This is a genomic window from Companilactobacillus nantensis DSM 16982 (genome assembly GCF_001435815.1).
Taxonomy (GTDB): domain Bacteria; phylum Bacillota; class Bacilli; order Lactobacillales; family Lactobacillaceae; genus Companilactobacillus; species Companilactobacillus nantensis.
This window is the reverse complement of record NZ_AZFV01000013.1, coordinates 63,433-78,661: the sequence shown is the minus strand read 5'-3', so window position 1 is coordinate 78,661 and position 15,229 is coordinate 63,433. Positions and strand designations below refer to the sequence as shown.

The 15,229-nt window shown below is 36.5% G+C and carries 14 protein-coding genes; 3 read left to right on the top strand and 11 right to left on the bottom strand.

The features are described 5' to 3' along the window. Positions 1-57: 57 nt before the first annotated feature. The 4 genes from FD31_RS14480 to FD31_RS07200 all read right to left on the bottom strand — a co-directional run bounded on the left by FD31_RS14480 (position 58) and on the right by FD31_RS07200 (position 4,493). Complete coding sequence (locus tag FD31_RS14480; RefSeq protein ID WP_010018183.1) at positions 58-192, bottom strand: hypothetical protein; 135 nt, start codon at positions 190-192, stop codon at positions 58-60. Positions 193-711: 519 nt separating this feature from the next. Further along, positions 712-2,181, bottom strand: a complete 1,470-nt coding sequence (locus FD31_RS07210; protein WP_057892096.1) for an MFS transporter — start codon at positions 2,179-2,181, stop codon at positions 712-714. Positions 2,182-2,716: 535 nt separating this feature from the next. Next, entirely contained in the window at positions 2,717-3,646 is a 930-nt protein-coding gene (locus tag FD31_RS07205; RefSeq protein ID WP_057892095.1) for a DUF7916 family protein, read from the bottom strand. A 202-nt stretch (positions 3,647-3,848) separates the two neighbouring features. Further along, complete coding sequence (locus FD31_RS07200; RefSeq protein WP_057892094.1) at positions 3,849-4,493, bottom strand: SDR family oxidoreductase; 645 nt, start codon at positions 4,491-4,493, stop codon at positions 3,849-3,851. Positions 4,494-4,738: 245 nt separating this feature from the next. Here FD31_RS07200 and FD31_RS07195 point away from each other — a divergent pair, with 245 nt between their 5' ends. Both FD31_RS07195 and FD31_RS07190 read left to right on the top strand, forming a co-directional pair. Beyond that, a complete protein-coding gene (locus FD31_RS07195; protein WP_057892093.1) occupies positions 4,739-5,161 on the top strand; it encodes a MarR family winged helix-turn-helix transcriptional regulator in 423 nt (140 codons plus the stop codon). Positions 5,162-5,173: 12 nt separating this feature from the next. Next, positions 5,174-6,115: a nucleoside hydrolase gene (locus FD31_RS07190; protein ID WP_057892092.1), complete on the top strand. Its 942-nt coding sequence runs from the start codon at positions 5,174-5,176 to the stop codon at positions 6,113-6,115. Positions 6,116-6,335: 220 nt separating this feature from the next. Here the strand turns inward: FD31_RS07190 and FD31_RS07185 are convergent, their stop codons facing one another. The 7 genes from FD31_RS07185 to FD31_RS07155 all read right to left on the bottom strand — a co-directional run bounded on the left by FD31_RS07185 (position 6,336) and on the right by FD31_RS07155 (position 14,161). Further along, positions 6,336-7,463: an acetylornithine transaminase gene (locus FD31_RS07185; RefSeq protein ID WP_057892091.1), complete on the bottom strand. Its 1,128-nt coding sequence runs from the start codon at positions 7,461-7,463 to the stop codon at positions 6,336-6,338. 19 nt (positions 7,464-7,482) lie between these two features. Further along, positions 7,483-8,226: an acetylglutamate kinase gene (gene argB, locus FD31_RS07180; RefSeq protein ID WP_057892090.1), complete on the bottom strand. Its 744-nt coding sequence runs from the start codon at positions 8,224-8,226 to the stop codon at positions 7,483-7,485. Positions 8,227-8,253: 27 nt separating this feature from the next. Further along, the gene (argJ, locus tag FD31_RS07175; RefSeq protein WP_057892089.1) at positions 8,254-9,477 is read right to left on the bottom strand and encodes a bifunctional glutamate N-acetyltransferase/amino-acid acetyltransferase ArgJ; all 1,224 of its coding nucleotides are present in this window, start codon (positions 9,475-9,477) and stop codon (positions 8,254-8,256) included. A gap of 17 nt (positions 9,478-9,494) precedes the next feature. After that, complete coding sequence (gene argC, locus FD31_RS07170; protein WP_057892088.1) at positions 9,495-10,520, bottom strand: N-acetyl-gamma-glutamyl-phosphate reductase; 1,026 nt, start codon at positions 10,518-10,520, stop codon at positions 9,495-9,497. A gap of 408 nt (positions 10,521-10,928) precedes the next feature. Next, positions 10,929-12,017, bottom strand: coding sequence for an ATP-binding protein (locus FD31_RS07165; RefSeq protein ID WP_057892087.1), 1,089 nt, complete (start codon positions 12,015-12,017; stop codon positions 10,929-10,931). 228 nt (positions 12,018-12,245) lie between these two features. After that, a complete protein-coding gene (locus tag FD31_RS07160) occupies positions 12,246-12,431 on the bottom strand; it encodes an AlbA family DNA-binding domain-containing protein (protein WP_057892086.1) in 186 nt (61 codons plus the stop codon). 404 nt (positions 12,432-12,835) lie between these two features. Next, entirely contained in the window at positions 12,836-14,161 is a 1,326-nt protein-coding gene (locus FD31_RS07155) for an SLAP domain-containing protein (protein WP_057892085.1), read from the bottom strand. Between the two features lie 163 nt (positions 14,162-14,324). Here FD31_RS07155 and FD31_RS07150 point away from each other — a divergent pair, with 163 nt between their 5' ends. Further along, positions 14,325-15,224: a PhzF family isomerase gene (locus FD31_RS07150; RefSeq protein ID WP_057892084.1), complete on the top strand. Its 900-nt coding sequence runs from the start codon at positions 14,325-14,327 to the stop codon at positions 15,222-15,224. The last annotated feature ends 5 nt before the right edge of the window (positions 15,225-15,229 follow it).

The window sequence follows — 15,229 nt, the reverse complement described above, 5'->3', positions numbered from 1 at the left end:
CTAACTTTGGGGGTATAGGTCACAGATGTAATCTGTTAGCTCTTTTTAGTATCTAAATTATTTAGATTCTTTAGTGTCGCGACTCTTTAAAAAGTCAAGAACAGCTTGTGTGTTAGCGCGTTTTTCTGCACCATTTTTTTGGTTTACAGGACGGCGGTGGCCAGTCATACCTTTATGTGTATTTTGTGACATCTAAAAAACCCTCCTTCCCGTTATACATTTAACATATTTTATTAACCTTATTATTATAAGAGAATTTACCTTACATTTCAACCGTAAATTCATATTCATGTTAGATAGCCCTACGTTGAAAATTATAAGCCTAAGTAAACACTATGTACAACAATGATTTAAGATTTAAATAATCAAGATTATTCAGTTGTCATTATTATTGTTCTATGAAAATAATCAATATTTTCATAGAACAATATATCGCCAACTACCAGAAACTAGCCGGAGGGCGTGCTGGATGAAGTCAGCAGTGAAGGTGGCGTTAGAACGGCGATTTCCCGTTCTTACACCACGGGACGAGTTTTGAAACTCGCGTACTTTGCGAGGTTCAAAATCGAGGTTGGAGACCTTGGCTCCAACCGGTCCCCACAGCAGACTTCATCCAGCACGCCCGGAGGCGGCCCAATAAAAAAAACTAATCAATTACCGTCTTGATTAGTTCTTTTCCGTATCAATTGTTTTTACCGATAAACTCAGCGACTAGTTTAAGTCGGCGGCAGTACTTTCACCCTTGTTTGACAAAGGCTTTGATTCTTTCGAACTGACTGTCTCTTCACTCTTATTGTGCACGCGGAATGCCAAAATGAATCCAAAGACAGCTAATATTAATGTAAACATAAATCCGTAATGAGCGCCATTAGTAAATGCTAATTTTGATGAACTTCCACCAGCAGCGAAATAGTTAGCTTGACCAGTACTCAACAAGATTGTAGCAATACCAGTTGCGACAGCACCGATAACTTGTTGGAAAGTATTGATAATAGCTGAACCATCAGCAGATTGATAAGCATCCAAAGAATTCAAACCATAACTTTGTGCTGGTGACATAGCTAGTGGTACACCAATCATCAAGACAATATGTGCAGCAATAATATAACCCAATGAACTGTGTGAGTTACTGAATAAGAACATTGCAGCACCAATAGCTGAAATCAAGAAACCTAAACGTGTCATTAATTTAGCACCAATTTTGTCATAAGTACGACCAGCACCAAAGGAAACAACTGCATTGATCACACCACCTGGCAACATAATGGCACCAGTTAAAGCTACAGCAACTCCTAAACCATTTTGTAAGTACATTGGCAACAAATACATGGCTGACAATGTAATACCAAAGTTAATCATAACTAGAACTGATCCAGTTACGAATTCAGGCTTTTTCAACACTGCAAAATCCAAAGTAGGTGTTTGCGCATGTAATTGTTGTCTAATATAAACAACTAGGACAATCAATCCGACTACTAGGGCAGCTAATGCCAAAGGAATGCTATTACTTAAATAACTAATTCCGAAGACAATCAAACCAAAACTAATCGTTGAAAGTGCAATAGCTAACCAATCAACTTTTGGCTTGGTTACTTCAAAGACGTTAGTCAAATTCTTTTCCATCATAACTAATCCAATAGCTAGGAAAATAATAAATGACCAGAAAATGAATCTCCATGATGAAACACCCAAGATAATACCGGAAATTGTAGGTCCGATAGCTGGGGCAAACATGATGACAAGTGCTGCCATACCAAGAGCAGCACCTAATTTATTAGGTGGGAAGATTCGCATTGCGATTGAGAACATCAATGGCAAAATAATACCAGTAGCGATACCTTGAATCATACGACCAACTAATAACATTGGGAAACTGATTGCTAAAGCGGCAATCACTGAACCGACGATAAAATCGATTAAAGCAAATCTAACTAATCCCCTAGTTGAGAAATGTTTTGTCAATAAACTTGAAAGGGGTAAGACGATAGCGATTACTAGCATGTAGCCTGTAACCAACCACTGAGCAGTACCCGTTTCAATATTAAAAGCTTTCATAATAGATGGAAGAGCAATATTCAGCGAAGTTTCACTGAACATGCCGACGAATCCACCAATCAGAACACCCATTAGTGACAATAATGGATGAAGAGGTTTTGTGTTAATTTTTTGAGTTTTACTCATAGTTACCTCCAAATTGTTGCAACAGTGGATTAATATACCAGAAAAAAATCTTCTTCGTAAGCTTTTTCTGAAATTATTTTTTTATTTTCAAAAATTTGGAGTATAAATTTTGGTTTCCTATTTTATGTATGCGTTCACTGCCGTCTCTGGAGATGAGAATATTCACCTGCTGTGCGGACCGATTCAAGCCAAGGTCTTGAATCTCGGTTTGAAGCCTTGCAAGCAAGTATCCAAACACGCCCGGTGCTGTAAGAACGGGAAAATCACCCGTCCTAACTCCACTTTCACGGCTGGTGAATATTCTCATCTCCTACGACTAATTAATAATAATTTAATATTAAATCTGTCTAGTTGAATTAGATAATTGTATATAAAAGCAAAAAAGTTCAGATGAATTCTATATCATAGAATTATCCGAACTATATTTAATTAATATTATAACTAAAGAATCCAATTTCATCGTTATAGAATTCATTAAACACTTTACTATATTACTATTGTATCAACAATTCTAACCATAACGCATAAAGTGAAATCAACGATTAATTGACCGTGCCATTCTGGCGATTGCATGGCGTTCACCACGGATGGCCTTACTCAGCGCATAAATGTTTTCGAATGGTGATTGAATGCCCCAAGCTGCATCTCCAATATGTTGAATATCGACACCTGCAACTTTATTTCTAATAGCAATATTTTGAATGAAACTGCTGCCTGATCCTTCTTGACTAGTTCCAATGGTACTCATTACTAGAGCGCCACGACTGTGAGCTAATTTAACAATTTCTTTTAGTTCGGTGTCATCAAATCCAGGGACAGTTCCTACTGCTGGAACTAATATCACGTCAGCTCCAGCGTCTAAGAATGTTTCCACGGCTTCAGGACTAACGACTGCTTCATCTACCCCAGCACCGTGCATTTTTCCTGCAATAACTAAGCCTGAAAAGACGTCCTTAGCAACTTTAATATTCGCCGCAATTTGCTTATTCGTTACACCAGTCCCGGGATTTCCGGTTAAAACGACAAAATTAAATCCGAGCTTTTCGACTTCACGAAGCGTTTTTTCACTTGCCATACGACCTTCCGGAATAACTAATCGATCTTCAGCCATTTTAGCATCAGAATCAACTGGCTCTAAGTTAACACCAATTGGTCTGCCAACTAATTTTTGTAAATCATGAATCGTTTTGCCATCGTGATGAGCTTTAGCTGTTGCCATCGTTTCCTCACCGTTATAAAGTCCTAAAATCAATGGATTCAAAACATCTAAAGCATTCAATAAAATCAAATCGGCTCCAAAAGCTGCGGCAATTTCGGATGTTGTAATACCGTCTAAAGGTTCATGAACAACAACATTTTCACTCAAAACGACACGACCTTCACTAGCCTTGATACTCTGTTTCAATTCAGCACCATTCATTGACAACATTTCACTTGTATTTGCACTAATTAAACGTTTAACCATTTATTTTCTCCTTCTAATTGCAATCGATTACAAAAACACCATAGCATTTTTAGAAATTTTCAACCAGCAAAAACGCAAACTAAAAACTCCATTATAGGAAGAATTTATATCCCTTCTTCCTATAATGGAGTTTTAAATTAATTATAATAAATTGATTAATACATTAGCCTAAATTTCTTGTTCCCGGAGGCGGAAAACCTTTTTAATACCAGGCAGGTTTATCCCCATCAGTATTAGGTTTATTAACACCAATTGATTCACGTTTGTATTTATCAGGATCTTGCGAAATATCAACAACAACTTGAGCAATTGATCTTCTTGAAACTTCGGTACCCTTAAAGGCTTCACCCTTTTGAGTAACTTCATAATCAACTTCTGGCTTGTCTGTTAACCAAGCTGGACGAATGATTGTGTAATCAAGATCTGAATCTTCGATAACCTTTGCGGCAGCAGCATATGTTGTAATGTAGTTACCCAAAGTCTTGTTGTTCCATTCACCAAACTTGCCAGGTACTTCATCATAAATACCTAAGGTTGAAATCCAAACTAAACGTGTCTTCTTTTCGGCATGCATTGCTTCAACAACTGCCTTAGCTTCATCCTCAATATTGCCACCAGCTAAGTTAGCATAGACCATGTCAACATCTTTCATTGCTTCAATCAATGTTGGAACATTTGTTGCATCGCCTTCAACTGTTTCAACAAGTGTATGTGAATCAGCGAAGTCCTTTAAACGTCCTGCATTTCTTAAGTACAATCTCAAATCTGTATCAGTTGTATCAACAAAAATATGTTCAGCTAAACGGGCAATCTTACCGTTAGCACCTAAAATTAAAACTTTAGCCATTTATCTTTCCCCCTGTATTTAGTTTCCATAGTCCAATATAGGTGAGTTTGGAAATTAATACAAAGAATGTTTCTCGCTAACCTAAACAGGACCAAAAATTAACAAAAAACTAAAATTTATAAAAATAATATTAATCGAAAATGACGATTTAGTAATTATGTGAATCATCTTACAAACCGATACAGATAGAACAAATGTAAGATGTTATAATAATTTCGTAATACATGCTCTAAGGAGGATATTTTATGGCGCATGACGTGGCTCATTTGATCAAAGTAGCATCGAATGAGATTTCCCGTGGTATCAATACCTTTGCTGGTAAATATGGACTGACCGGTACTCAATTACAAATCATTCATTACTTGGCCAATCCACCTAAAGAAACTATTTATCAAAAAGATATTGAACAAGAATTCAACATTCGCCGCTCAACCGCGACTAACATTTTAAAGACGATGGAAAAGGATGAACTAATAATCCGTCGCAATGTTAAAAATGACTCACGTTTGAAACGAATCGTTTTATCCGACAAATCGAAAGATATGCAAGATGCCATTGATAAATTTATGGAAGCAAATGACCAACAAATTTTATCAGCACTCGGCACTTTAGAACGACACAGTTTTATCCGTGCGCTTAAAAAGATTCCCCAAAAATTAAAAAAGTGAGGTAAGGATTTAATGACAAAAGTAATTATGGACTGTGATCCTGGTATTGATGATGCGATTGCTCTAACAGTTTTACTTGCACATCCCGAAAAAGCTGATTTGATGGGTGTTACAACCGTTGGTGGTAACGTTAAACTTGAATATGTTACACAAAATGCTAAGAAGCTACTAACATTTTTAGGCTCAGAGGCAGAACTTGCATCCGGTCAAGCATCCCCACTAGTTAAAGAAATTGAAACTGCTGGTGAAATTCATGGTAAGACTGGGATGGACGGTTACGACTTTCCTGAAAACAGTCTCGACTATCCACTAACAAGTGACAATGCGGTAACTTACATGTATGACCGCATTTCAAAGAGTGACGAAAAGGTTAACTTAGTTGCTACTGCTCCACTAACAAACGTTTCACTTCTATTGAAGACTTTCCCAGAAGTTAAAAAGAATATCGAACACATCTATATTATGGGTGGTTCAACATTACAAGGTAATATCACTTTAGCTGCTGAATTCAACGCTTACGTTGATCCTGAAGCAATGGAAATCGTCTTCAACTCAGGATTGCCAATTACTTTATCAGGATTGAATTTAACAGAAAACAAAGCTTATCTAACAATGGATGAAATCAACAAAATCAAAGATCTTGGTCACGTTGGTGTGATGGCCAGCTCAATCTTGGATTTCTATGCCTCAGCTGAATTAGCTAAAGGTATGACAAAGATTCCAATTCACGATGCTTGTGCTGTTATTAGTTTGATTGCTCCAGAACTATTTACCAAGAGCACTAACTATTCAATGGATGTCTGCCTAACAAACGACCAATATCGTGGTATGACATACCCAGACCGCCGGACAGACGCTCCACAAAAGAACAATATCAAAGTTATTGAAGACGTTGACCGTGAAGCATTTGTGCAATTCATTTTTGATTCAATCGCTAGCTACGACAAAAAATAATTAATATACACGAGAGTGGGACAAAACATTGTCAGCTTTCAATCATTAAGGTAAATAGCTCCAGTAATCCGATTTTGGATTGCTGGAGCTATTTGTTTTAAGCGGAAAAAGCTATGTTTTGTTCCACGTTTATGCTGCATATTTGGAGAAAATAATAGTTTTGTACCAAACTTTTTTCTATTTAAGTGAGAAAACTAATCTAATTATTATCTATATATGTTTACAATGAATCTTTTATTATATCTAAACCTTCCATTAATTTAGCTTGATCCATAATTAATGGCGGTAACAAACGTAATGTATTGTGTTTAGCAGACAAGGTCAGTAGTCCCTTTGACTGCAACTTCACAATTACATCATTCACGTCGATTTGTTCATTTAAATGAATTCCAATCATCAAACCTAATCCGGTCACATCAGTCACTGACGGAAGTATTTTAATTTCGGAATTTAATTTTTGCCAAACTGCATCTGCCTTATCTTGAATGTTCTCCAGAAATGCTGGTGTCAATTGTTGGAGAACACCCTTAGCAGCCGCCATTGCTAACTTATTGCCACCAAAGGTTGTTCCATGAGCTCCTGGACCAAAGGCGCTTGCCAATTTCTTATCACCAATCATGGCGCCAATTGGCACCCCGTTACCTAGTGCTTTAGCTAAAGTTATTATATCTGGTTTTAAACCAAAGTTTTGAAAAGCAAATTTTTGACCAGTTCGACCAATCCCAGTCTGAACTTCATCTATAATCAATAAAACGCCGTTATCATGGCAAGCCTGTTGAATATCGGTTAACCACTGTTTATCAGCTACATAAACCCCACCCTCACCTTGAATTACTTCTAAAATGACCGCTGCCAAGTGAGAGTCAATTAAACCGAGCGCTTTGGTATCGTTATAATCAGCAAATTCAACATCTGGCACTAATGGTGCAAAACCTTGTTGAATGTCAGGATTACCCGTCAATGACATTGAACCATAAGTTCGACCGTGAAAACCATTATTGAATGCTAAGATTGCTGTTTTACCAGTATACTTACGAGCCAATTTAAAGGCCGCTTCATTCGCTTCGGTACCAGAATTACAAAAGAATGCCAATTGATCAGTTTCACAGAGCATACCAGCAACATCATCTTGTAATTGGTTCTCATATAAATTTGAAATATGCCAAACCTGACCTAATTGTTCTTCAAGATTTTTTTGAATAATTTCGTTACTATAACCAAAACTACAAACGCCAATACCACTGGTAAAATCCAGATATTTTTTATTATGATTATCAGTTAAATAAACGTCTTCTCCCTTTACTAAATCAAATGGGAAACGCGCATAAGTTGGGAATACATGTTCCATCGTGAAGCCTCCAGATAAATTATTTTTCGACGTATTGGAACTGTGTTCCCGGTCGTCCTAAATCATTAGTAATAAATGTTTGATGAACACCATTTTTCAAAGCGTTAAACGACGCTTTGATTTTAGGCATCATTCCTGATTTGATAATGTGTTGTTGAAATAAATCCGCAGCAACTGTTTCAGTTAACTGCGGTACAACTTTACCTGAATTTAAAACCCCTGGCACATCGGTCAATAAAACTAATGACTCAGCGTGCATTTGAATCGCAATCGTTGCGGCAGCCATATCCGCATTAACATTTAGCCACTGGCCGGTTTTTGTCTGTGCCAATGGTGCTAAGATTCCAATTTGATTGTGTAATTCAGTCTCCAGCCACTGCTGATTTATTTTATTAACTTGCCCGACTTCACCATATTTTGCTTGATCTAAATATGTACCTTCCAGTAAATGATTTTCACTCGCATTTAAACCAATCACTGGTAATCCTGTCTGGGCAATGTACTGACAAAGTTTTGGCTGCACAAGTCCTAATAAAACAGCTTTCGTCACATCCAAAGTCTCGTCATTTGTTACTCTGATGCCGTTAATTTTTTTCACAGGTAACTGTAATTTTTTACTCCATTGCGAAATTTGGGGACCACCGCCGTGGATAATTAAAATTTGTTTTCCTTCCAACCACCAAATTTTCAGTTGTTCGAAAAATGTTGCTGGTAATTGATTACTCGCATTACCGCCTATTTTGACTACGATTGTTTTCTTCATCATTTCCACCTCATACTATTTTTTTGATTAACTTCTGTATGTGGCGTTGATTCGGACGTAATTGTAAGTTAAATCACAGCCCCAGGCTTGCCCAGCCTCATTTCCGACATTAAGATCAACGAGAATAGTTATTTTTTTATCTGCTAGTGAAGCTTTCATTTCTACTTCATCAAAGTCGGCACTGTGACTATCAATGACTAGTGGTAAATCATTCAACCAGACTGACGTGTGATCGATATCGACCTGCGCACTGGTTTGACCAATTGCAGCGATAATTCGACCCCAGTTAGCATCTTCACCAAAGATGGCAGCCTTAACGAGATTTGATCCAACAATTGCTTTGGCAACCTTTTGGGCATCAGCATGTGTAGCTGCATGTTCAACATTTACCTCAACTAATTTAGTTGAACCTTCGCCATCGGCAGCAATGTCTTGTGCTAACTGACTTAAAACGGCGTTATAAGCAGTACTAAATTTCTGAGCATTAACGCTATCATCATTGGCAATCGGTTCATTTTCAGCTAGTCCGTTGGCCATGGTCACAACCATATCGTTCGTTGAAGTATCGCCATCAACAGTAATTTGATTAAAGGTAGCATCGACTTGCTGACTTAACATTTCTTGCAAAGCTCCATCAGCAATTTTGGCATCCGTAACTACAAATCCTAGCATCGTTGCCATCTTGGGATGAATCATTCCTGAACCTTTACAAAAGCCAGTAATGGTTACCACTTTGCCATCGATATCTATTTGTATTGAAATCGTCTTAGTATGCTTATCAGTCGTTAAAATAGCTTCCGTGACGTAATCGTTGTCTAGCAATTCTAGTTTATCGACTCCCTTTTTAATTAAATCCATTGGTAATGGCTCACCGATAATTCCTGTGGAAGCAACTCCGACTAAATTATTTTCAAGGCCTAATTTATCAGCAGCTAAGGACTGCATTTCTAAAGCATCAACCATCCCCTGTTGACCAGTTACTGAATTAGCATTGGCAGTATTCATTACAATGGCCTGTAAAAGATGCTCGTGATTGATAGTCTGCTTAGTAAGTTTTGTCGGAGCAGCCTGAAATTGATTAGTTGTATAAGTCCCAGCAGCTTGAGCGGGGACTTTGGAATAAAGCCAGCCCATATCTTTTGTCTCAGGATTCTTACGTAGTCCGACGTAAACTCCGTCAGCTTTGTAGCCCTTAGGCCATGTAAATGGAATTACTTCATAAGTTGTTTCGTTTTCAATAAATGATTGCATAAAAAAATCCTCCTAATTTAAGGTAGAACTGGAATTAAATCCAATCCCGCACCTGGCTCGTAATCAAACATTTGGTTAAAGTTTTGAATTGCTTGCCCAGCTGCACCTTTTAGGAGGTTATCAATTACACTGACTATTACGATTTGATGGGTAACAGGGTTTAGTTGATAACCTATGTCACAGAAGTTCGTTCCGACTACTTGTTTAAGCGTTGGAAAGACTCCTTCAGCAGCATTCACAAAGGCGACATCTGAGTAAGTTTGTTGAAAGGACTTTCGGACATCCTCTTCAGTTATCTCAGGCTTCGCTTTTGCGTAGCAACTGGCCATTATTCCACGTGTCAGTGGTAATAAAGTTGTTGTGAACTGAATATAAGGTACGTCCTTGTCCCAAAGTTTTAATTGTTGAACAATTTCTGGAATATGTTGATGATGATTTACCTTATACAGTTGCAGATTTTCATTTGTTTGGCTGAAATGAGTTAATTCACTCAATTTCTTTCCCGCACCGGATGTACCAGATTTAGCATCCACGACGATTGAAGTTGGATCAATCAGATGATTTTTAACTAACGGTGCCAATGCCAAGATAGTAGCAGTAGCATAACACCCCGGGTTGGCAACATACGTTGTTCCCTTTGAGCTAGTAAAATCGGCTAATCCATAATGTGACTTCTCAAGATACTTCTGTTCAGGGGCATCTTTTTGATACCAATGCTTGTAGACGTCACGTGCTTGCAATCGAAAGTCTCCGGCTAGATCAATTACTGGAAAGTCTTGGTCAATAAACGGCTTGGCTAACTCAGTAGTGACACCAGCAGATGTTGCGAAAAATACCATTTGATTATTCTTCATGATATCAGCAGGATCATAAGGCAAAATGTTAGCTCGTCGTCGTAGTTGCGGTAAGACCGATTCTAAAGATTTTATTTCTGTTTGCGAGTGCCCATAGAGGTTGACTGAATCAACATTTGGGTGCTGCAATAAAAGTTCATACAAGACGCTACCACTATATCCGGTAACGCCGACAAGACCAACATTCATACGTATCATCCTTTCTCGATATCATTTTCTACTTTTTCGTTTGTAGAAATTAATAGATACAGTACGCCTGTTAATTAAAAAGCACAAGAGTTTTTCTAATCAAATGATTATTTTTCTAATTTTAGTTTTGTTTAGAAATCGATTCCATTGTCTAAGTTTAGGTATTAAAGTTTATTCTTTAAAAATTATTTTTTCTAATCAAAAATATTGATTCAATCAACAAAAAGTTATTGAAGATTAATCATATTACTGATAAAAACTATCTATGAAAAATAACATCTTTAAATGATTTAGTTAAAAAATACGATCTCAAAAAGGCCTTAATTTCTCGACACAGGAATTAAGACCATTTTTAATATTTTCCAATCTGATTCATGACAAATACAAAAACACCAGTTACAAATAATATTACTTAGAATTATTAATTATATTTCTTAACATATCAGGCATTGCTTGTATTTGAGCAATTAATTGTTCATTTGTCGTTGGTAATGCAAATCGAGTAGCTCTACCTACTCCTCTTTTTTCGATTATTTCTTTATCAACTAAAGAGTATATTGCTTTGTCAGCAACATATCTTGAGTATCCAGTTATTTCTTCTATTTTTCCATGAGACAATTCCACAATCCCTGAACTTATAATTGCCCTTAAAACTTCTCTTTCGCGATCTGCTATTTTCTTGCCAGAAAAAGAATTAGCATAATCCACTTTCCATATTATTAATTTTGTTTGATAGATATTTGTTTCAATAATTGGATCTCTAAAATCATTTTGAACAGCCGATTCAAAGATTTTTTCCCCACCATGTCCTGCTCTCTCACCAAAACCAACTTGCAAGAATAGTTTGGAAATTATTGCATTACGATTCTTAGAATTATTTGTTGTAAAAAAATCTTCAGAAGGAATTTTCATTTTTCCAGGATTCAAAAACTCATAATAATTTGTATATTCATTAAATGTTATCGGCGAGTCTTCAAAATAGTCAGCATGCATTAACATATTTATTAATCCTTCACGTATCGCAGTATACATTGATCCAAAGGTATCCACTCGCTTGCCATTTTCATCCAATTTAAAAGAATTAGGAATTGTTGCTTTAAGATGTTCATCTGTCAGCTTAAAGAAACTATAAATATTAAGATTTTTTTCAATTGATGATATTCTTGAAGACCATCGCTCCTGATCAGGATGGCTCTTATCAAAATAATCCAATTGGAAAGTAGGAAATCTATGCAGTATTGCATTGTTATCTCCAAAAAATAATAATCCACCAGCGGTTATTCCATAATTACCACTATTTTCATAATCTTTTGACATAACACCAATTCTTTTTAAAAATGTAGAAATATCCAATCCTTCATACGAAGAATACTCTTCACTCTTTATTAATTCCGACTTATACTGCTCAATTGAGTTCATATCCAAATCATCTATTCCATAATTAGCCATAACATCAGTATCCAAACTATCCCTAGATAATCTCATTAGGGTCTTCATAGCATCTCCCTTCGCTTTAGAGTCTACACCGCCATTCCGTATAAAAGCTTCATTAACATTACCATTTAAATAAACGGGTTTATCTTTATCAGGAGCCTGCTTAACTGATATTTCTATTAATTCTTTTCCCTTAATACCAATAACATTAACATCCTGATTAGTTATAGTTGAATAGCTGATTTTTTGTGGATTATTAACATTAGCAAAAAATTCATCTAAAATTTTTTGCTAATCTTTTACGCCCGAAACTGAAAACTCATGTTTTGCTAGTTCTTCAATACCTAAAACTAGAATACCCCCATCAGTATTTTCAAATGCTGAAATGGATTTCCAAGCTTCTTTTGGAAAATTATTCGAACTCATTTTATATTCAATGTGTTCATCTTCATGAGGAAGATTTTTTTCATAATCCATTCTTCTTCTCCTTATCTTTAATATATAAACATCTTCTTAATAAATGATTTTTCAAAAAAATATCAAACATGGCTTTAACAAAGAATTCACTTATTATTAGGATACTTAAATAAATAGGCGAATCACTAACAGTGATTTAAACATTAATAATACTTTTGTATCAATGTTTTTACGATCCTCCAACAATTTACTGTCAGTAAACTAGCAGTAAATTTTATGGCGATTATGCTTTTGTATCAACGTTTTTACGATCCTCCAACAATTTACTGTCAGTAAACTAGCAGTAAATTTTATGGCGATTAATATATAGACAGCCCGACCATTTACCATATCTCATAAACATTTCTTTATTCTAGAACCTCTGACAAAAAAATACACCTCAATTTGAGATGTATTTCATAACTTTATTTACTAATATTTGTTGCAAAATCAGGTTCTGAATATGAATAAGTTGGTAAATCCAAACCACTATTCAATCTAACTGACGAAATCCAAACCCATTCATTTGTGCCAATTTGACCCCAATATGATCCATATTTGTTAACAACTAATTTACTAATCTTCCAAGCTGTATTAACTGGCAAAGTTTGATCATAAGCATTTGTAGCCGTATTGTAAGTTCTTTGTGTAACAGTTGTTGTACCAATCAAGCCATTACCTGGTGTAGGAATACCGGCATTGGTATTTGTTGTAGGTGTGGTTGTTTTATCAGCAACGTCCATGTAAGCAACTGAAACATATTCGTTAGTAGCAATTTGGTAATAAGTTTGCTTGTCATAGTGTAAAGTTTCCCCACCAATGGCCCATTTACTACCAACTGGTAGTGTTTGACCTGTTGCATCACCATGACCGTTGACAACGCCTGTCGCAACAGTAACTGTACCAATACTACCGGCAGCAGTTGAACCAGATGTGATGTAACTACCATTGCCTGAGTAATCAGTATTATCGTTAGTATTTGCGTCTGCTAGAGAGATATCACCGAAAGAAATCCATTCGTTTGTAGCAACTTGATAATATGTTTGTTTGTCACGGTGCATAGCTTTGCCAAGTTTCCATTGACTGTTAACAGGCAAAACGACACCAGTATTGTTACCTTGATCATCAACAACAGCAGCAACTTGCGTTACAGTACCAGTCTTTCCAAAGTTACCGTCTGTTTCAACGTAATTATCGGCAGCATTGTTGGAATTATCACTTTCCCAGTCACCAGTTACATCTAAGGCTGGGACATATTGATTGTTACCAACTTGGTAATAAATCATTTTGTTAGCATGTAAAACTTCGCCAACAACCCAACGACTACCAGCAGGTAAATTTACACCAGTTTCATTACCGTATCCATCGACAACGGCTAAAACTCTGTTAGCTGTTACAGCTTTGCCAGCATCAGAATTAGGTGTATAGAAAACTCCTGGTCCCACTGTTGTATCAACTGGATTAGAAGAACCAGTAACATTTGTAACAACAGAAGCAGGTACATATTCATTGTTACCAACCAAATAATGAGCTACACCATTGATTGTTGCTTGTTGACCTAATTGCCATTGACTTCCACTTGGCAAAGTTTGACCTGTTTGTTTACCACTGGCATTGTAAACTGGTGTTGTTGTGGCAATTGTACCAACGGCACTAGCATCAACAGTTTGTTGTGGTAGAGCATTTAAGGCAGCTGGTGCTAACATGACGGCAACAGCAGAAGCTACTAAAATGTTATTTCTTTTTTTCATTATATCCACCTCTATAGATAAAATACATTCACACTAATATTCACCATCAAGTTTATTATCCTTATAATATATATTCAATGAGTTCGCAGGAAACATTACGAAAGCTTTACAATTATCTTTTAAAGTTATAATGGCACGTTTGTGCAAATTTAAGGAGTCTCAAATGAAAAAATATCACATTTATCAAGTCGATGCTTTTACTAAAACTAAATTGGCTGGAAATCCTGCAGGAGTAGTCACTAACGCTGATGATTTAACTGCTACACAGATGCAAAAAATTGCTCGGGAACTCAATAATTCCGAGACAGCTTTTATCAGTCAGCCAACAATTGATCAAGCCGATATCCGAATTCGCTTTTTCACCCCTACGACAGAAGTTCCTATCTGTGGTCATGCTACGATTGGTGCCAATTTCGTCCGTGCTGTAGAAAATAATCTCGACTCGCAAACAATTATTCAGCAAACTGGGGCTGGTAATTTACCAATTGAGATTTCGAGAAAAGCTGATACTTATCAAATTACGATGACACAAGGAGAAATTTCAGTTGCTGATCCTTTGGATGCAAATATTCAAACGCAAATCTTAAAAGCCTTAGGTTTAACTGACAAACAACGCAACCAAAAATATCCAATGGCAATCGCCTCAACCGGTGCTCCAAAAGTTATGATAGCCATTAACAATCAAGCAACTCTCGACAATTTACAGCCAGACTTAGAAGAACTGAAAAATATCACTCCCGACATTAACTGCAACGGTTATTACGTATTCGTCGTTACCCCGGAAGAAAGTAATCTAATCCATGGGCGCATGTTTTCACCAGCAAGTGGTATTAACGAAGATCCCGTTACTGGCAATGCTAACGGTCCTTTAGGAGCCTACTTAATCAAATATAATCTAGTCCAAACGACGGGCGATTTATTTGAATTTTCTATCATTCAAGGCGAGAAAATAAAAAGACCCGGAACTATGTTAGTCCGCGTCCATTTAAATCACGGTCAACCCGTGAAAATTCAAATTGTTGGTGATGCTGTAATTGCTTTTAAAACAGAAATCACACTCTAACTATT